Consider the following 18517-nt stretch of genomic DNA (forward strand, 5'->3'; position numbering starts at 1 on the left):
TGCGAGGCCAATCAGTCAAAGCTTGCCACCCCTCCTATACTCCATATAGTGCGTCGGCCATACCCAACGCGTTGACAATCGTTCGTTCCGTGGGAATCGTGGGCGCCGCGTTAACGGTCACGTCATAGACAGTCGTGCCGGGGCCCCAATCGCCATCACTGGGGAAACTCCCCCTCGGGGGAGCCGTACCGGCAATAGACGGGGCATCCCATGCGGCGATAGAAAGCTCGGGGTTTCCCCACGCGTCCACCACGCCATCCGCCATAGCGGTAGCGGCGTCGTTGACTAGCTTGCTCGAAGCCTCAATGCCGCCCGCGAGGCCCTGCCCAAGGAACACGCCCATTTCGTGCATGACCCTCGACGGCGACTTGATTCCAAGGATGTCCTTCACGATCTTGATTAGGCCGTCCACCATGGAATTCCACTGGGAAACCACCCAGTTCCAGAGGGAAACAATGCCGTTCCAAAGACCGTTCACGATTTCGCGGCCAGCGTTGTACAGCCACGATCCCGCGTTAGCGAATAGCTGACCGAACCAGCCTGGAATTTGGTTGAACCAATTCAGTAGCGCGTTGAATTGCGCAACTCCAGCACTTGCCGCCTGGCCGAACCATTGGCCGATCTTGCCTGGCAGTTCCGCTAGCCAACCAACGGCTGCGATCACGTTGCGGACAGCGGCCTGCACCCAAGAAACAATTGAGTTCCAAGTGCTCTGAAAAAATGAGCGCACGGAACTCCACAGGGATTCCCATTCGGCGTCGATGTCGCCGAGGAAAACCGAAATGATGCTCTTGATCAGCTCGCCCACGGTTTCCTGAATGGAAACGATAATGTCCCAGACGCCCTCAAAAAGCGTCTTCACGCCTTCCCAGGCTCGATCCCAGTCGCCCGTAATGACGCCTAGGACGGCTTCGATAATCCCGTGAATGCCGGTTAGTGCGCCGTCTACGACGCCGAGAATGCCGGAAAAGACAGCCCCGACCGCGTCAAGCAGCGGCTCGCCGAAAACGCCCCAAGCAATCGAGATCAGCTCAAAAGCGCCACTGATTATCTCGCCCAAAGTGGAAACGATGGACTGGATCTTTTCGCCCCAGCCCTGCACGGTCGCCTGGTTTTCCTGAAACCACGCAAGAATGTCAGCGAAGACCTTGCTAATGAGGTCGCCAGCCTCTTGGAACAGAGGAGCTACCGTCTCGTACAAAAACATTAGCGTGCGCGATAGCCATGAATCTTCGGAAAGCCCCTCGCCCTGAAGCCAGGTGACCGCCTCGGAAATCCACGTGACCAACTGAGAAAGGGCGGGAGCAACGTAGTTCACGATGACGTAAGCGAGACCCTGCACCAGTAGCGCGATAAGCTGCGCGAGCGGCGGCAGAATCGGCGCCACAGCAATTAGGATCGCTGCGAGCGACTGCGCGATAAGCGTTAGCGCGCCGGAATTCGCAAGGGTCGTGACAGCCTTACCGAGTTCGACGAACACGGCAACCAGGCCGGGACCTAGCTCGGCGAGCGCGGGCGCCAGGGCGTTAACGGCGGTCGTCAGGATCGGGCCGATTAGTTCCGCGAGCTGAGCAATAGTCGGAGCGAGCGAAGCGATACCACCAGCAAGCGCCTCAATAACCGGAAGCAGGGCAGAACCGATACGGCCTAGCGCCGTGAAAATCTCGACAAGGATGTCCTGACCCTTGGCGGACTCCACGAAATCACGGAGCCGCCCGACGAGTCCGCCGAGAACGCCTAGCGCGTTTCCACCGGCCTTTTCCACCGCATCGAGAACGGCAGAGACAATCCCGAAGACGTCCTTGAGTAGCTGCCAGAGCTGACCGAAGACCCGGAACCCTGCCTGCATTGCCTCAAGGGCACGGCCAGAGTCCACGAAAGCCGTTGTCAGTTCGGCTAGGCGAAGAACGCCGTCCCTCACGGACGGGGCGAAACTCGCCAGGAACCCGCCACCAACAACAGACAGCCCAAGGAACGCGTCTAGTAGCGGAACGATGGCGGGGTGAACGGTTTCGATCGCCCCTCGAAGCTGGTCGTACATGCCCGCGAGCGCGGCAACGGTAGAGCTGCGGGTAACGAAGTCCGCGACGCTCGAACCGATCTCGCCGAACGTTGCTGCCAGGCCAGCGAGCGAATCCTTGAGCGGCCCCCGAAGCACTTCCGCAAGCTTCGGAATGTCGTCCACTAGCGGTCCCAGGAACGCGCCAGAGACAACCTGCTTAAGGCCGTTCACTGCCGGTACAAGCTGGTCACGAAGCGCGAACGCAACCTCGACGGCGGCGGGCGCCATGCCCGTTAGGGCCTTAGCGAACGCCTCGTCATTACCGGCAAGCGCGGCCTTCCAAGCCTCGCCCAAACCGCCGAGCGCGAGCTTGAGAACAGCGATGCCGCCAGCGGCGCCGACCAGGACGGCAGGCAGCGCCAGGAGCGCGCCAGCAGCCGGGGCAAGAGCCGCCGTCAGTAGGAGCGTCTGATGCACGGCAACGCCGAGCGCGCCAGCAGCCACGCTCGCGGCGCCAGCCATCCCCACAGCGCCAGCAGCAGCCTTGCCCAGGTTCGCCGCCAGGCCAGCGGCGCCGCCCGCAGCGCTAAGCAGACTCTTGCCTAGGGTGCCCTCGACGTCTCGGCCAGCCTGCGCGAAATGCCGCCTGGTGGACTCGTTGAAGCTCTTGCCCACCTGCTCGCCGAGCTGCTGCCCAACCTGCGGGCCGCCCTCGATGCGAACCCCGCGCATGGAGTCGTTGAGCTGCTTCTGAAAGCGCCGCCCGAAGGACTCGCCCACGGACTCGCCGAGCTTGTCGCCGATGCCCTCAAGGGCCGTATCGAGGTGGTTCCCGAGTTCCTTGCCGAGCGTCTTTCCTAGCTGGTCACTGATGCCAGCACCGATGTTCCGGCCGACATCGGAAGCAAGCGGCTTGAGTTGCTTTTCGAGCTGCTTACGAAGCTGGGAAGCGAAGTTCCGAGCCAGGCGGGGATGGATCTCTACATATGCTTCACCAACTCTCGTCTGTGCCAAGCCGCTTACCTTCCTGTGACGCGCGCCAAAAAGGCGCTCACCTCCTTTGCGGAAGCGAAGCGCCTAGGTTCTTCTTGGGTTTTCTTCTGCGAACCCGGACGGGGCACGGGTTCGGGGCGCGGGTTACGGGCGCCCTTCTTAGAGTTCGCGGAGACGAACAGCCAGTTGCCGATAGCGAGGTAATCAACGGCGTTAGCTAGGAGGTAATCGGATGTGCTCCACGTAGCTGCGTCGCCTTCAGTGGCGATGTGCAGGGCAGACCCTCGGGGGAGCCCTGAAAGGAGCGCTATCAGCTTCCGTACGGAAAGCTTCCCCCGGTACAAGTCCAATAGGTCTATCTGGTAATAGCGGTGAAGGTCAGCTTCGACCGCGTCGAAGTGCTCGCCCAGTGTCCGGGCGAGCCACACTAGTTTCCCGCGTTACCGAAACCGCTGGCCGCTGCAACCGACTCCCAAAGCTTCGTGGCGTCCGAAAGCGTGCGAGGCTTCGACGTACGAAACTCCTCGTACTGGTCGGCACCCATGACGAGCTTGAGAGCGCCAATAATCTTGTTGACCTCAAGTAGGTCTAGAACGTCAAGCGGCCAATCCATCGGAGTCGGAACCGTGTACACGGCGCCGTCGTACTCGACAGGAACACTCTCGCCCGTCGCTTCCGCCTTTGCGGCCCTAGCCTTAGTCATGCGTGGAACTCCTTACAGCCGTGTTGGAATCTCAGTGATCACCCTCCGCAGTCGCCGGCTGCTTGGCCACGGTTGAAGGAACCGCAGGTCAACGCGATGCGGCATGTTGCCGGCCAGCGCGGAGAGTGACGGGAAGGGGGGTTGCTTAAGCGGTGCCCATGTCGGCAGTCGTGATGATGTCCGCCAGGTTCCCCGAGTGGTCTAGGGACTCGAACGTCATGTTCAGAATCGAGGGATCGGTCTTACCGATCGACAGGCCGTCGCGGTCAGAGATCATCGCTCGCGGAACATAGAGGCCGTTCACGTCGTCAAGGTCGCCCCACAGAATTAGGAACGCCTTCTCACGCAGAGCGGGGTTAGACGGAAGCGACATCTTCGTGATACCGGCCGTAGGTGCGCCCCACGTGCCACCGAAAAACAGCTCCGTCGATTCCTTGTCGAACTGCGCTAGAGCAAACTGGAAGTTAAGGCCAGCAGCGGTAACGGTGACCTTAGCTGCGGCCTGCGACTGCCACACGTTAAACGCCGACGTGGTGAGCGTCGGCGTGATGGTAACCCCCTCCTCGGTCACATAGCCGAGATCAGTCCAACCAGCGATAGGGGTTGAGTCATCAAACGCGGTGGCAACCGTGGCGGGAATGGTCGGTAGAGGCGTCTTCGCAGCAGCCGTCAGGACACGGCCGTTAGGTGCAAACTTAATTAGGTCGCCATCGACAGCGGACAAGCTAACTCCTTAGAAACATGTACAGGGAGACTGAGAACACGAAGCGGTATTCGCGGCTAACGCCGTCCGCTAGGTCCTGCGGGCCTAGGTTCTCTTCCGCGTCGCTGATCGCAACGCCGTTGAAACTCGACTTAGGGCCGACCTGTAGCAGGACATGGCGCGCCCGCATGGCGAGCATGAGCGCGGCATTCCTGTTAGGCCCGTACGCGTCAATGTCGAATGACACGCGGTCGAGGCGATGCTTGAACGCGACGGTTATGCCGACTAGGGAAACCACTAGGCGGGGGTTGCCCGTCTTGTGGCCGACCAGGTCAGCAGTAACCGGCACGTTGGCAATCTCAGAACGCAGAAGGTCTAGCCCCACCTGTAGGGGGTCATAGATCACTTGATTCGGTTCCGTTCCAGCGCCTTGCCCAGAGGGCGGAATCGCGGCGTGTCCTCGGTACCGAACTCGATCTTTACGGCGTCCGTGTCGGCGTGAACGTACGCAACAGGACCCTTGTCCGTGATCTCGATCTCTTCCTTGATGGAAGCCGCATACTCGTGGAGGGGATACCGCTTAGGCGCGATGTTGTAGGCGGTAAGGCCAACCTGTTTCGCGGTTACAAGTAGCTCTTTCGCCACCCGCTTATCGAAGACCAGGGCCTCTAGTGCCGCCTTGTCGAGGTTGATTTCTACGTCAGCCATCAACGCGCCTGATCAGTGCGAGCGTGTACGCAGGGGAGCCGGTAACCGGCGCCCACACCCACGGGGAACCAACCACCTCGTAGAGCTGTCCGCCGTACTGCACTCTGTCGCTTGCGCGGATGTCCGCCTGACCAGGCGTGTACACGCGATGCGTGTGGATAGCCGTCTCGCGGCTGAGATCTTCGTCAGGCTTCCGGCCGGTCGCGTCGCGCGCTCCGGCAGGCTGCACACTCGCGGTAAGAGCCGTGTACACGGTTTGGGCGTTAGCCCAGTCCCGTCCCTGTCCATAGCCTGACGTGACCAGCTCGGCGCGAAGCACCGTAACCGCGTCCCTGTAGAGCCGCACGGACGGCCCCCTAGGACCGTCTAAGCGGCGCGGTACCCGTCTGGCGACGGAAGCGGCTAAGGCTAATCTTCGCGCCCTTAGAGAGCGACACAGAGCCGCCATCGGAAGACCAGGTAATAGCGTGATCGCCGAGAGTTTCGGACGTCTGTCCGGGAGTACTTCCCAGGACGCGCATCACCTCGTTGCACACGATCGCCTTAACGTCACTTGGGACCTTGTTCTCTCCGTGCGAGTAGGTGACAACCACTCGGGAAGGCTCAGGGTCGCCTAGACACTTCTGCCAGCCCCAACGGCGCCACAGCGAATTACGCACACGCTTAAACTCAGTGATCTCGGTGCCGTCAACTTCAACCCGGAACACCTCGGTGATGGGCGAGCCTGGTAGCGCAAGCTCACGTTCCGCGTTGCCCTCAAGCTCGATCACGTCGTTGATATGCGCCGTGAAGTCCCTACGGCAGTACGCCGTCACTAGGCCCGACACGTCCCCAATTAGTTCGGTAACCGCCCTCGCCTCATCAGGCGTAAGCGTCCGTCCTAGCCTTGCCTCAATATCGGCAAGCTCAGCAAGCAAAATGAAACCTCCCTGGGGAGACAGAAAGCCCGCCCCCGAAGGGGCGGGCTTGCGGCTTACGGAAGGATGACCTTGCCCACTGCGATGTGCTCGGCGCGCATCACCTTCGCGCCGTAGACGTGCAGACCACGAACCACGTCGGCGAAATACTTCTCGCTACGATAGGTCTCGGTCTTAACGATCTGGTCGGCAAACGTGGTCGCGATTCGGTGACCGGCGATCAGGTGAACATCGGTCGGAAGCGCGTTCGTTAGGTGGATGTAGAAGCCAAGGAACTTGCCAACGACACCGTTCGAGATCGGCTCATTGCTGCCGAACTTAGAAACGTCAATGAACCGCTCATCGCGAAGTAGGCGACCGTGCAGGGCAGGCGACGCAATCGCATACCGACCATCAAGCGGCGTCTCGGTCTCATCGAGAGCGACCTTAACGTCTACGAACTGGCCGTAAAGGACGTCGGGAGCGGCAGTGAGGTTAATGTCGATAAGGTGGTTACCGCGACCAGGCTTGGCAGCCTCAGCGGTAGCGGCAGCAACAAGCTTCGCGGCAACGTAGGCGTCAGAAGCCTCAGCTAGCTTGCGGCCAGCGCGCGAGGTGCCCTCGTGCATGTACTTGCCGCCAATGAGCGACTGAACCTTGTGAATGTCGTCAACCCGGATACGGAAAGCCTTGGACTCTTCAATCTCGAAGGTCCGCTTACCACCGGTCATCTCCTGCGGATCACCGGAGAAGCCCAGCGCGGGATCATAGTCCTCAATGCTGGGATCGGTCACAGTCGGAATGCGGACAGAGTCGCCAGCATCCCGAATCTCGCCCTCATAGTCGCGGTTACAAACCAGGTCTGAACCAACAACGAGCTTGTCTCGCATCTCAGTCCAGACACCAGCGGTCCAGACCTCGGGGATAAAGCGAGACTCGCGGTTACCAGGCTCGGGGAAAATAGCCAAAGGGGAACCCTCCTAAGGGTTACATAATTCCAAGTAGGTCGTTCAGCTGGCCCGCCTTGCGAGCCTTCTCGATCTCGTCGTAACTCATGGTCTGGAGATCGGCGCGGGTGAGCTGTCGAGGCTTATTCGCCTCGCGGTTCCCGGCGTTGTTCAGCACTTCCTGAGCAAAGGCAGGCGCGGTTGAGGGCTTCGGAAGAGTGCCGATAAACCCGTCGATAGCGTCGCCGTCAGGCTCGCCGTCCCCGCCCATCAAGGCGGCAAGGTTGATGAACTTCGGATCAGGCAGAGTCACGCCCGCCTTAGCGGCGCGTGCGGTCAACTCGGCAACGGTGAGCTTTCCGCCCACCTCAGAAAGGGTCGCCTTTCGGGCTTCCGCCTTAGCCGCCTCAATAGCCCTGTCCGTGTCGGACATCTGAGACTGCTTAACCGCGTCCAGCTCGGCCGAAAGTGCCTTCCACTTGTCCTCATGCTGCCGGGCAAAGTGAAGCCACTTGTCCCGCTCTGCCGTCAGTGCAGCAACATCAACCGTCTCCGCGCCCGTGTCGGGCTTGTTGGCGTCGGCGTTCGGCTGCTCAATACCGGGGTTGTTCTGCTCACCCATGAAAAGATGACTCCATGTCGGAAAAAGAAACCCCCATGTCGGGGGAGGGAAGGTTAGGCCGCCTGTAGATAGGGGCCGTACTCGCCGTGATCAGACACGGCAATTCGTGTGTTCCTAGCGGCGCGCTCGTACGCCTCTTCGATCCGTCGATCGATAGACGCTTCGGCGTTGCTGCCGTCTAGGTAGAGGGGTTCAACCGTGCAACCGCAGGCCGGATGAATCGGCATGAGATCACCGCGCTTGTACGTGTTCGTTGAAGCAAGCACGCACAGATCGCAATGGTTCGGCTTGTCGGACAGAACCCGCTTATATCCGATTACGCGCCTGTCGGCCTCGATCACGGTGTGAGCGGTGTTCCTGCCCACCAACTCGAGATCCGTTTCAACGGATCTCTGTAGCCGGTACGCGGCCAGATCGACGGCGTCCGCCATCGGCTTGCCCTGGCCCATCTCTGTCCATGTCCACACGAACGGGCGCGTGTACACGTCCTGAAGGTCGATGCCGTTCGCCCTACCGGGCACCCTGTCGAGTCGCACCGTGGGGGACGGGCGCCCCGTACGGATGCGGGAGACCCTGTCGAGGTAGCCGAGAGTTAGACGCGCCTCTTGGAGCTGCCCCGCACGCACCAGGCGCGCGGCGCGAGGGGCAAAGCGGGGGATGTCCTTGCGGTCCCATGAGCCGAGTCCCCGCCACATGGCGAGGACCGTCCGCACCAGGTTTGAGCGGAGCTGCTGACGCGTTCGGGACTGTGCCCGCCGCGCCTGGTCGAGGTCAGCGACGAGTGTCATTAGGCCGCCTCGGCTATGGCCTTACGCGACTCGCCGCTCTCACGCAGAGTGTTCGAGTCGTCGCCCGCGGAATCGGCCGGCTCTTCCCCAGAGGGGAGAATCCCCAGCTCAGAGCGCATGGACGCATCAAGCAACTCCTGCGCCTGAAGCGCCTCAAAGCGCTCGATCTGCGAAGGGCTATAGCCCGCGTCTTCCCAGAGCTGCCGCTGTGGCACACCCAGGGAACGGAGCTTGACGAGAGCGTCAACGTGCTCGGCCTCGCTGCGGTACTCCGCGTCACGCCAGATCGTTTCCGCCTTGTGCGCCTTCTGGCGGGGGTCACCCTTGACCGCGAACGCCAGGCGCATCACGTTCTCCCACGCTTCGCCGTACGTGCGCTGACGCTGCCGCACCTTCGCCACCAACCCGGCTTCCGCCGACTTGATGTTCGCCCCAGACGGCGGCTGACCAGACTGCACAAGCATGTAATGCACAGGCAGTCTCGACACCGAAGCAATGTGCTGGATAAGCGCCTCAACCAGGCGCACATAGTTGCTCAAGTCGGCAACAGAGAACTGACCGAACTTCGTGTCGGGGTTCTCACTGTGAATCATCTTGTCTAGCGCGACTTGGAACGGCGGCGGCACCGGCTTGCCGTTCTCGTCCTCCTCCATCGGGAGACCTGTCGCCCACCTCATAGGGAAGGCGCCCATCTCGCTAGCGATCAAGGCATCAACCATCACCTTGTTCACGGCGTCCTGAAGGGGGATAGTCCGCGCTAGTTCAGAGTGAGCCTTACCGTTCAACCTCGGCCGGTTGAGTAGAGGCACGACAGGAACACGCCCTAGCGGATTGGCCGCCTCGCGGGGAGTGCCCCAGTTTTCGTGTCCCTCGGCGTACGTCGTCATGTAGGCGCGGTCGGGGAGATAGAGGGTTGCGTGAACGTCGCCCCATTCGTCGAGGGTCCGCTTAAGCGCGGCCCTGATCAGACGGCGGGAACCCGGAACATACGAAACAACCATCTCGTGAGAGTTCTCAGGAATGATGACCGGCTCGCCGTCAGCATCGCCCCACACGGTCACGAAAGAGGCGCCATGGACTAGCGCATCCGTGTGCGCTGCGTCGGAGTCGGCGTCGAGGCCGTTGCGCTGCCAGATGTCGAGGGCATCGGCATCCGCTTCCGGGTCTTCCGTGAACCTGAAGCCGTCGATGCCCAGGCGCTCAGCGACAGAGTCCACGATCAGGCTTGAGAAGTTGTCAGCCCAATAGCCATCGAACATCGCGCCGAACGCCTCGCGAAACTTTGCCTGCACAAACGAAAGCTGCTGACGACCTTCGTAGTAGTCGTCAAACCGCTGTGCTCTGGAGGACTGCACGGCTAGTTCGCGTTCTAGGTGGAACACCCATTCCATGGGCGTTCTCGGCGCTGGATCAATGAAGGTCAAAGGGTTCCCCTAATCAATAGCTCATGGCGCGGTAGCGCTTCTTACGCAGCCGCCCATCCGCTATCGCGTCGGCTCGCGCTTCAACCGCCAGAACAGCGGCCATGCAAGCGTCAATGTGGTTCTTAGACTTTTTGGATTCCTTACGGAGAACGGCGCCCGCGCGTACCTCGCGCGTCCTGGCGTTCATCACATGGCGCGTTAGCGTCTTGTCACCAACGTGAAAGATCTGCCGCGTTTGGATACCGGTACGGAACCGCTCGACGGCGTTCGCCATCGGGGTATCGCGGTGAGTCCAAAACTCGAACACCGTCTTGTCGCCATGCTCGACGGCCCACCGGCCGACAATGTCTTGCCAGTAAGCAGGGTCCGCATAGACCCACTCGACTCTGTATTCCGCGAAAGCCTTAGCCATCGCGGCATCGACTTCCAGCACATCGACTTCCCAGTCTTCGGAAGTGTGCGGGTTCTCCCAGATCCGGATGGGGAAGATCAGGCCGTCAGAAAGGCGAATGCCTACGATCGAAGTCGCGTCGTACCGAAGCGAGCCGTCAAAGCCAATAGCGATCTGATCGCCAGGCTTAATGTCGTTCTCTACCTCGATCGCGTCCCACGCGTCCTTATCCACCGCCTGATCAGCCGTAGCCGTAGGCTGGTTAAGGAAGTAGCGTCGCGCCTCGTGCTCTTGCATGGTCTGAAGCTCGATGACCATCCGGTCAAGGTCCATCCATTCGGCCGCAGGGCCGTACACATAGCGCAGAGCCTTCTTAAGCTCGGCCTTGTTCTTGATGGAAACCTGCGGAGCCTCGCGGTGATCGAACAGCAAACCGGGGTGTTCTAGCAGACCCTCAAGAACCTTCATGAAGTCCCCGTGCATCTGCTCAGCAATGCTGCCCTCACCGGGCGCGTACATGGTTGAGGTTTCGAGCGCCCACGGTTCCGCGATCTTCCGCTTGAGAAGGTTTCGGGACACCGTCTTGTGCATGCTGTGAAGCTCGGGGCTTACGTAAAGGTGCGTCTCGTCGAACACCCCGAAACTCTCTTTGCCTCCGTCTTTTGATGCGCTGGACGCGGTCGAGGGGACGATCTCTCCACCACCGGGGATATTGACCTTTGCCAGGTTCACATCAAGGCCGGGATACGCGTCATAGACGGGCCCCTCGGACAGCATGAAGTGAACGTTGTCGTATGTGTTACCGGCCTGGCTTTCCTCGGTCGCGAGGCAGCGAATGAATGGGTACGTGACCGGTCGGCCTACCGGCTGGCCGTTCGCGTCGAGCCCGTCAGACCGGACCGGCCCTAGCGCCTCAGCGCACACGAGCATGCCCGCAAGCTCGGACTTAGCCCTGCCCTTAGGGCGGGACAGGAACGCCCGTGTGACGCGCCTACGGCCCCGCCTATCCACCTCGTACGCGTCAACGATGAACCGTGAATACTCGCGATCCATGACGATCGGCTGGCCCTGAACGTCGCCAGGGCCATGGACGAGGTAAGCCTCTATCCAGTCAATGACCTGATAGCCGAGTGAGAATTCAGGGGCCGTCCACCGCCCGTCAGGGGCGTACGGCACCCTGCCCTCCTAGTCGTAGTCGTATGCCTGGTGAATGATCTCCACCCGATCAGCGGGAATCCGAACGATCAGGTAAGGGCCGTCCGTGCCAGGCTCAAGGCCAGTCTCGAAACGCTGAACCGCGTACGGGAACGCGTGGCCGTCGATCGTGAAACTAAAAAACCCGTCCGGTAGACGGGTTACGTTGATGACACTCGCGAACTTCGCAGCAGGCATTAGTCCTCCAAGCTCTTACGCCTATCGGCGATATCCCGGACAGGCGCAAGCTTGGGCTTGTTTTCCTTCGGACCCTCGATCTTCATGCGCAATCTCTGGCGATCAGCCACGGTCGCGCCTAGCCGCTCCTCGTTAAGCCGGATCTCGGCCAATAGCGCAGTCTTGGGCTCCTCGTGGTACTGCTCAACCAGCGGAGCAAGCATGGAAAGCCGCATCCAATCCGTAGGCGCGAACACCGCAGCCTGCGGCGAGTTCGCCCACGTGTCCCACCATGCGCGCGTGGCTGCGCTGTACCTCGCGTATCCGCGAAGTCGAGGAACATCCGTTGGCGACTCGGCGAGCGTGATGGTATCGACGGAATCCGCATTACGCCTTACGCGGTTGTCCTTCGGTGCTGGCCCCTGTCCAGCCACACCCACCTCCTTTCAGATCAGCGCCAATGATGGTTCCCGTATTTACCGGGTAGCCACCAGAAGACGACAACTCCAGCAGCTTGCGCAGCAAGGAACCCGAGCATCTGCCACACCATGTTTTGCCCTTCGGTTGAGCGTCAGCCGGGGAGAATCGAACTCCCGTTTCCCCCTCGCGAGGGGCGTGTTATGCCAGTTAGCACTACGGCGACGATAAAAGGGGCAGGGCGTTGGCCCTACCCCTTCTACTGATTAGACGAGAGGGGAAACCCACTCGATTTCAAACCGAGTCGCGGCGCCGCCGTACAGGTTGCACACGCCAGAGCCCGTGTGGAAGAACTCGACGTCGAGGTAATCACCAACGGCGAGCTTCATCAGACCCGAAGCGCTAAGCGGCACAACAGTCGAACTCGTGGGGAACGCCTGCGCGATAACGTTCCCGTTCATGTTGCCGTTCCTGCGAACCGCAAGCTGACGGTAACCACCCGAGACGGGAGAGCAAGACGCGTTGATGGTCACCCGGTACCAGCCAGCACGCTGGACCGTGTACTTGGAATTGGCGCTGCCAATGGGCGTGTGACCAGAAACGTTGTCCACGTCTTCGGTATCCCACGACACAATCGCGCCAACGTTCGCCGCTGCGCCCTGCTCGATAGAATGCCTCAGAACCGCCATAGGCGGCTTACCGTTGACGAGCTGGAAAGCACCAAAACGGAATACCAGCATGTTGCCGGTGTCGGTCTCATAAATGAGCTGGCCATCGGCGAGGTCATTGGGGCGCGTAGTAGACGTGCAGAAGTGAACGCGCGTATCCGAAACGCGGGCGATCGGCTGACCGTTGCCAACGCCGTCGTTCATGTAGAACCGGCCGGAAACAGGCTGGTAGTAGATGTTGCCAGGCGCGAGATACCAACCGTTGTCGGTGACCTGGATGCGACGGCCGATGAACTGGCGCCGGTCAACGAAGGTCGAGACAGGAGCCGAGTTCGCCGGAACAGTCAGGCGAGCCAGCGGAATCTCAAACACGCTCTCGTTCTGCGTAAGAACAGGCTCGGGCGAGCCCGGAACGCCTTCCTTGATCACCGCAGTAACGGTGTTGAGGGAAACGTCTAGACGCAGCACAACCAGGTCGTAGCGCGCCGAAGTGCCGGTGTTCAGGTTGAGCACCAGGCCCAGGTCAGCGTCATTCACGTAGTAGAAGCCGCGAATGTGGGCGCGACCAGCACTGACGATAATTTCGTCAGGAACCGAACCGCTCTTAACCTTTAGTTCAGTGCCGCCGTGCGTGGCGGCAATAACGCCGTCTTCCTGCCAGATACGCGCTAGCTGGCTCCAATCCTCATCACTGAGATAGCCAACGCTGCCGTCAAAGGGAAAACTACGCTCGGACAAGTAACTGCCTCTCGTTGTGGAACCTTGCGCGCTCACGACCAGATTTGAACTGGCGACTTCCGCCGTGACAGGGCGGCGCTCTAACCCACTGAGCTACGTGAGCATGTAGGCGGGAAGCGTGTACACGCTCTATCGGCCACGTCGGCTAGCAAGGCCGACGCAGGCGAACCCGCTTTGTGGCGGGAGCGGGATTCGAACCCGCGATTGGCGGCTTATGAGGCCGCTGTGATCGGCCGCTACACCATCCCGCTTTGATCACTCTCCGCAGCAGCCGGCAAAGTGCCACAAGGCTCTGACCTGCGGTTCCTCGAACCGCGGCCAAAGAGCCGGCCACTACGGAGCGTGCATCTTCTGCCTCTAGCGGAGCCCTGTGCCCGGACCCTCCAGGCGCTAGATAAGTACGAGCCGCGTGCTTCCGTTACACCACGCGAGGGGATGAAAGCCCACGCGTCGGGATTTGAACCCGAACTACGGCTCTCGCTGGCGATCAGGGATTTGAACCTAGGACCTCCGTCCGGGCGCGACCCGACCGGCGCTCTACCTGACTGAGCTAATCGCCAATGCTGCAATGAGGGACGTGCAGCCGTACACCAGCCGCCTAGCTAAGCGGCGCCGCCGCTAGGCTTCCCCCGGAATGGACCGGGCCTTTCCCTCTTGCGCTGGCCCACTAGGACTCGAACCTAGAACCCCCGGTTTAACAATCCGGCGCTCAACCAATTGAGCTATAGGCCATTGATTGGGATGGACGGATTTGAACCGTCACCACCCGCCCTCTTTGCGGCTGACAAGGCCGCCAGTTGGGGCCGGAATGCAGATACACCCCATCCCTGAAGTCTCGCCAACCGGCCTGTCATGCCAGCGACGAAACCTCTTGTACCGTCCCAGGGATTCGAACCCTGACTGTCCAGTTCCTAAGACTGGTGCCTCTACCATTGGGCTAGAACGGCTTGAGAGATGCCCCCGTCCGGCCGGACGATGATCAGACGTTGCATCAAGGGACCGCCATCGCATGGCGGATTTACCATCTCTCTCTGAGTCGCCCCCCGGAGTCGAACCGGGGATTGCTCCCGGAGGAGCGTTCTACCGTTGAACTAGGCGACTATGCCGGACTCCCGTCCGGACCCTAGGACCGTCGCCCTTCAGGCCGGGGGCCGTCGCCCCCGCACATCAATCAATCTACCGGTCTACCAACTTGCAAACCAGCTTGTAACCCCGGACCGAAAAACACGCACTTCTCGACAGTCAGAATCAGCACGAAACTGCATGTCACACACGGTGACAGCAAAGCAACGGCGCGATGTCCCAGACCCGTACACCTTGCGAGTGCCAGCCCCTCCACTGTTCTCCATTAACTGAACCATGGGGGTACCCCCGGTATGGCAACCAACTAGCAATCACTGTGAGTGAGCTAGCGTCGAGACGAGGAGAGAACCAACTTGCAAAGCGTGTACACGGCATGGTTAGCTATGCCGTGTCAGCAGGAAGCAACGAGAGGGGCGAGACAGTGAGCATCGTTCAGGGCGAGCGCAAGTGGACGCGTACCGATGTGGTCGAGCTGGTGAAGGGCGGCGCCCGTGTCGCCATCACCTACCGTGTCGCTGACACGTGGCGCGTGGGCAAGTTCCACGAGCGGACCTTTGAGGGTCCGACCAAGGTGGACAGGTACACGGGTGAGCTTGACTTCATGCACCCGCACGGGTGGCGAATGCTTGTCTCTTACCGAGACCTGGTTTCGCTGGTTGTGCTCTAGCCGTAGAACCAAAGCGCTAAGCCCTCGCCGAAAGGCGAGGGCTTATTTGCGTCTACGGGCTTCCTGTGACTCTCTAGCGGTCTTTGCCTTGTGGCATCGGCTGCAGATAGCAGCCAGGTTCGACGGGTCGTGATTGCTACCGCGTTCGATGTGGTCAACCTCGTTGGCGTCGTTACCGCATACGTAGCAAGTCCACTTGTCTCGACGGAGAATCCTTAGGCGAAGGGTTGTCCAGTTCGATGGAAGATCGTGCCGTCTAGTCCAGCCGTCCCATGACGGCGGGGCATGGATCTCGCACTTACCTCGGAAGGTAACGGGCTTAAGGCATCTCGCGGTGGAACAGATCTGCTTTGCTCTCGGCATGTCCTCGCGCGCCTACGCGCGTACTTAAAAGCGAGCATGTTTGTTATGCGAGCAGCTAGCAAGCTAGTTGTTTTCTGTTAGCTGTCATTCGCTTTTGGGGCGAATGACGCTCTTTGGTTTGGCTTGTTAGCTAGCTGCCCTTGAAGGGGCAGCGTTCTTATTAGCTGCCCCCCCTACCCCCCCAAGGGGTTTTCCTATCCTTGTATACGTGTTACATCGGCCGTTCGGTACACACTAGAGGCGTGTGACCTTCGTCACAGCTTTGCAAGTTGTTTGCAAGTTGGTTGTCGCGCTAGGTTGATCGGCATGGCAACACTCACGGTCCCCTCTGGGGACTTGTCTAAGGCTCTGAGCAACGCGGAAGCGTGGCTTCCGAACAAGAGCCCTGTCCCCGTGGCGCTGGTCGAGGCTGACCCTTTCGAAGCGCTCACGATCACTGTCACGGACACGTACACGGCCGGTGTCGCCCGGTGCGCGGTGGACGTCCCCGAGGGGGGCGCTGTCGAATCCGTTGAGATCACTCGCGAAGACCTGATTCTGTTGGCGAAGCGCGCCCGTAAGGACGGCACGCGTAAGACGTTCTCCCGTATCACGGTGGAGTCCGGTAAGGGCGTGATCCTGCACGGCGCCATTGACGAGAACAACCCGGCGTCGGCTACCGCGCTCGCGGTCAACAAGCCGTTCCGGCCTGAATGGGCGATGCTCGCTGATCTGTTCGTCATCGCCGAGAAGCATGAACCGTGGCTACTGCTCAACCCGTCGTTCATGACTCTGTTCAACAAGGTTCGGCCCGATGCTACGGGGCGCGGCGCGCACCTTGTCGCGGTGCCTGAGTTCGGCGCCGTGTTCGGGAAGGTTGGCCCCAACTTCAAGGGCCTGGTTATGACGCTCGATGAGAAGCGCAACGAAGAGGCGCTTGGGGAAGGTGGCTTGTGGTGATCGGCGACTACGTCATGACGAAGCACGCGGCGGGCCGCGCTCTTGACATGCTGGTTACGGCCGATGAAGTTCGCGCCGCGCTCTTGTCTCCCGAAGTGGTTTACAACCGCATGGACAAGGGCGAGCAATGCGAGATTCGCCAGGCTGGCCGTATCGCTCTCGCCCTTAAGGGCGCGGTGGTGACGACGGTTCTTCATCGCGAGGTTGAGCAGTATTCGCGTGATGACATCGCGTTCGCTGTGCTGAGCGCCAGGGAAGCCGCGTGACGGTAGCCACACAGGCGCCCCCGGCGCCAACCACGCCCGTAGACGAGTGGGTCACAGAACAGCTAGCGCGCTCCCCGCAGTGGACAGAAGCGAAGTGGGAGCGCTTAGGGAAGATCGTAGGGGTTCAGTTCTCGGACTGAGCCCCTACGGGCTTTTCAGCCCATCTCGGGGCGCCACACGGGACGAATCGCATGCATCTTGTTCCCCTGCTTTCCCTTGCCTACGGGAGACACGATGATGGCTGAGAACATCTCGTCGATAGTCTTCCGCTTCTGCCGAAGATCCATGATGTTGTGCCACCGGAACTCGATGTCAGTCGCGCTCTCCCGCCTGACGGCACGAGCCTTGGACCACGCGTCATACTCGGCCTGAAGTTCCTTGAGATGCGCTTCTAGCGTCGCGGACAGGGCGAAGTATCGCTCATCGGTGATCTCGCTTTTGACCCATCGTGCGCCGAGAGTGTCCAGCTTGTCCTTGATCTCTTTGAGGATCGCCTTCTTAGGCCATTCCCCTTCCGGGACGGCCCTCGCGGCGCGTTCCTTCAGCTTGGCTATCGCGAGACGTTCGATCAGTTCGTCTATCGGTGGGCCGGACCTTCCCAGCCCGCTACATCCGCCCTGACTAGGCGGAGGGCAGACGTATACGTGAAGCTTGCGCCCCCGCGTGTTCGTCGAGCCGCGCAGCTTCCCGCCGCACGGCGCCCCCGTCTCAGGGTCGATCCTTCCGCACCGAAGCAGGCCGCTCAGAAGGTACTTGTATGCCTTGTCTACGCTGCCATCGGTCTTCCGCCGTCGCGGTTCCTTCGCCTCGCCCTCGATCGGCAGCACGTCCCGGTTCGGCTTGCGAATGCGTGGCCGGTAACGCTTCCACACGAGTTCCAGTTCCTCGACGGAACAGACCGTGTCCCAGTCGCCGACCTTGTATTCGCCGGTCTCGGGATCGCGGTAGACCTCCCCATCGATCACGCGCAGGCCCGCGTTTCGAGGGTTCGAGATGATCTGCTTGACGGTCTGAACCTGCCAGGGGCCGCCCCGGCGTGTGCTGATGCCGGACGCCTGGAACATGCCGGTGATCGTCGCCCAGGCCGCCCCAGCCACGCACATGTCTATTCCATGGCGAAGAATGGGGGCTTCCTCGGGGTCGAGGGTCCGCCCGTCTGCTGAGTAGCCGAAGGGGCGCCCGCCCGTGTGCGGGATTCCCCGCATGGCTAGCCCCTCGTGCCAGAGTCGAGCCCGCGATTTCTTCTTACGGATCTCGCCCATGCTGATAGCGACATTGACCAGGCCGCGAACCTCGGCGCCCTCGGCGTACAGGTCTTGATACCCGGCAGAGTCGGAGAAGTGGCGCCCAGGGCGTGACCGGAACGCCGAGACGAACCGTTGCCACTGCACAGGTAGGCGGTAGATGCGGTCCTCTTCGGTACAGATGACGCCGTGCACCGGATAGCCGTCTTCCGTCTGCCCGCGCTGAAGGTCCTTCAGCATCGACTCATAGTCAGGCCGGTATTCGTCCTTCGCGCTGGACAGGTCGTTATCGGTGTACCGGCGAACGATCAGGTATTGCGGCCCTAGGCGCCGCGCTCTGGCGCGATTGCTGGCGTGCTGGGTGGTGACGCCGGTTGTCTCGTTCTTGCCTGCTCTGGTGTCTGAGATGCGGGCGTAGGCGATGAGGCAGACTAAGCCTCGCTCGATCACCTCGGCCACGCGTGGGAGTCCTGCGGGGGTGCCTCTCTCGGCTAGATCGGCCAGAGTTTCGGCAGGTGACATGCGTGATTCCTTCCACCAACTTGCAAAGTGGATAGTACACGCATTAGTGAATAGGCTGACAC

At 60.9% G+C, this 18517-nt stretch carries 17 protein-coding genes and 7 tRNA genes; 3 read left to right on the plus strand and 21 right to left on the minus strand.

Annotated elements, in window-relative coordinates:
- Window positions 1-34: 34 nt before the first annotated feature.
- From ABFX55_RS41630 to ABFX55_RS41720, 19 genes are all read right to left on the minus strand, one after another.
- Window positions 35-3016 carry a phage tail protein gene (locus ABFX55_RS41630; protein ID WP_346128962.1) on the minus strand — a complete coding sequence of 994 codons (2982 nt, stop codon included), beginning with the start codon at window positions 3014-3016 and terminating at the stop codon, window positions 35-37.
- Window positions 3017-3422: 406 nt separating this feature from the next.
- Window positions 3423-3698, minus strand: coding sequence for a hypothetical protein (locus ABFX55_RS41635; protein WP_346128963.1), 276 nt, complete (start codon window positions 3696-3698; stop codon window positions 3423-3425).
- A 145-nt stretch (window positions 3699-3843) separates the two neighbouring features.
- On the minus strand, window positions 3844-4422 hold the full coding sequence (locus ABFX55_RS41640; RefSeq protein WP_346128965.1) for a phage tail tube protein: 579 nt from the start codon (window positions 4420-4422) through the stop codon (window positions 3844-3846).
- A gap of 1 nt (window position 4423) precedes the next feature.
- Window positions 4424-4807 (minus strand): hypothetical protein, encoded by a 384-nt coding sequence (locus tag ABFX55_RS41645; protein WP_346128967.1) that lies wholly within the window; start codon window positions 4805-4807, stop codon window positions 4424-4426.
- Window positions 4804-5109, minus strand: coding sequence for a hypothetical protein (locus tag ABFX55_RS41650; protein WP_346128969.1), 306 nt, complete (start codon window positions 5107-5109; stop codon window positions 4804-4806). Before ABFX55_RS41650 ends, ABFX55_RS41645 begins: the two co-directional genes overlap by 4 nt.
- Window positions 5110-6082: 973 nt before the next feature.
- The gene (locus ABFX55_RS41655) at window positions 6083-6973 is read right to left on the minus strand and encodes a hypothetical protein (RefSeq protein ID WP_346128970.1); all 891 of its coding nucleotides are present in this window, start codon (window positions 6971-6973) and stop codon (window positions 6083-6085) included.
- Between the two features lie 19 nt (window positions 6974-6992).
- Entirely contained in the window at window positions 6993-7574 is a 582-nt protein-coding gene (locus ABFX55_RS41660) for a hypothetical protein (protein ID WP_346128971.1), read from the minus strand.
- Window positions 7575-7627: 53 nt separating this feature from the next.
- Window positions 7628-8362 (minus strand): hypothetical protein, encoded by a 735-nt coding sequence (locus ABFX55_RS41665; protein WP_346128973.1) that lies wholly within the window; start codon window positions 8360-8362, stop codon window positions 7628-7630.
- Window positions 8362-9786, minus strand: a complete 1425-nt coding sequence (locus ABFX55_RS41670) for a phage portal protein (RefSeq protein WP_346128975.1) — start codon at window positions 9784-9786, stop codon at window positions 8362-8364. Before ABFX55_RS41670 ends, ABFX55_RS41665 begins: the two co-directional genes overlap by 1 nt.
- A 13-nt stretch (window positions 9787-9799) precedes the next feature.
- On the minus strand, window positions 9800-11353 hold the full coding sequence (locus ABFX55_RS41675) for a terminase TerL endonuclease subunit (protein ID WP_346128977.1): 1554 nt from the start codon (window positions 11351-11353) through the stop codon (window positions 9800-9802).
- Between the two features lie 215 nt (window positions 11354-11568).
- Complete coding sequence (locus tag ABFX55_RS41680; RefSeq protein WP_346128979.1) at window positions 11569-11982, minus strand: phage terminase small subunit; 414 nt, start codon at window positions 11980-11982, stop codon at window positions 11569-11571.
- Window positions 11983-12117: 135 nt separating this feature from the next.
- Window positions 12118-12191 (minus strand) — tRNA-Ala (locus tag ABFX55_RS41685).
- A 40-nt stretch (window positions 12192-12231) separates the two neighbouring features.
- A complete protein-coding gene (locus ABFX55_RS41690; protein WP_346128981.1) occupies window positions 12232-13407 on the minus strand; it encodes a hypothetical protein in 1176 nt (391 codons plus the stop codon).
- Window positions 13401-13474 (minus strand) — tRNA-Asp (locus ABFX55_RS41695). The genes ABFX55_RS41690 and ABFX55_RS41695 overlap by 7 nt, the downstream gene beginning before the upstream one ends.
- Before the next feature lie 74 nt (window positions 13475-13548).
- Window positions 13549-13622, minus strand: a tRNA-Met gene (locus ABFX55_RS41700).
- Window positions 13623-13851: 229 nt separating this feature from the next.
- Window positions 13852-13931: transfer RNA gene (locus ABFX55_RS41705), tRNA-Ala, on the minus strand.
- A gap of 99 nt (window positions 13932-14030) precedes the next feature.
- A tRNA-Asn gene (locus ABFX55_RS41710) sits at window positions 14031-14103 on the minus strand.
- 4 nt (window positions 14104-14107) lie between these two features.
- Window positions 14108-14195 (minus strand) — tRNA-OTHER (locus ABFX55_RS41715).
- A gap of 50 nt (window positions 14196-14245) precedes the next feature.
- Window positions 14246-14318: transfer RNA gene (locus ABFX55_RS41720), tRNA-Leu, on the minus strand.
- A gap of 557 nt (window positions 14319-14875) precedes the next feature.
- Between ABFX55_RS41720 and ABFX55_RS41725 the strand changes: the two genes are divergently transcribed.
- Window positions 14876-15121 (plus strand): hypothetical protein, encoded by a 246-nt coding sequence (locus ABFX55_RS41725; protein ID WP_346128982.1) that lies wholly within the window; start codon window positions 14876-14878, stop codon window positions 15119-15121.
- Between the two features lie 42 nt (window positions 15122-15163).
- Here the strand turns inward: ABFX55_RS41725 and ABFX55_RS41730 are convergent, their stop codons facing one another.
- The gene (locus ABFX55_RS41730; protein WP_346128983.1) at window positions 15164-15484 is read right to left on the minus strand and encodes an HNH endonuclease; all 321 of its coding nucleotides are present in this window, start codon (window positions 15482-15484) and stop codon (window positions 15164-15166) included.
- A 393-nt stretch (window positions 15485-15877) separates the two neighbouring features.
- Between ABFX55_RS41730 and ABFX55_RS41735 the strand changes: the two genes are divergently transcribed.
- Window positions 15878-16423, plus strand: coding sequence for a hypothetical protein (locus ABFX55_RS41735; protein ID WP_346128985.1), 546 nt, complete (start codon window positions 15878-15880; stop codon window positions 16421-16423).
- Window positions 16420-16689, plus strand: a complete 270-nt coding sequence (locus tag ABFX55_RS41740) for a hypothetical protein (protein ID WP_346128987.1) — start codon at window positions 16420-16422, stop codon at window positions 16687-16689. Before ABFX55_RS41735 ends, ABFX55_RS41740 begins: the two co-directional genes overlap by 4 nt.
- Window positions 16690-16844: 155 nt before the next feature.
- Here the strand turns inward: ABFX55_RS41740 and ABFX55_RS41745 are convergent, their stop codons facing one another.
- The gene (locus ABFX55_RS41745; protein ID WP_346128989.1) at window positions 16845-18392 is read right to left on the minus strand and encodes a recombinase family protein; all 1548 of its coding nucleotides are present in this window, start codon (window positions 18390-18392) and stop codon (window positions 16845-16847) included.
- Window positions 18393-18517: the final 125 nt, after the last annotated feature.

It is taken from the genome of Nonomuraea roseola (assembly GCF_039535395.1).
Taxonomy (GTDB): domain Bacteria; phylum Actinomycetota; class Actinomycetes; order Streptosporangiales; family Streptosporangiaceae; genus Nonomuraea; species Nonomuraea roseola.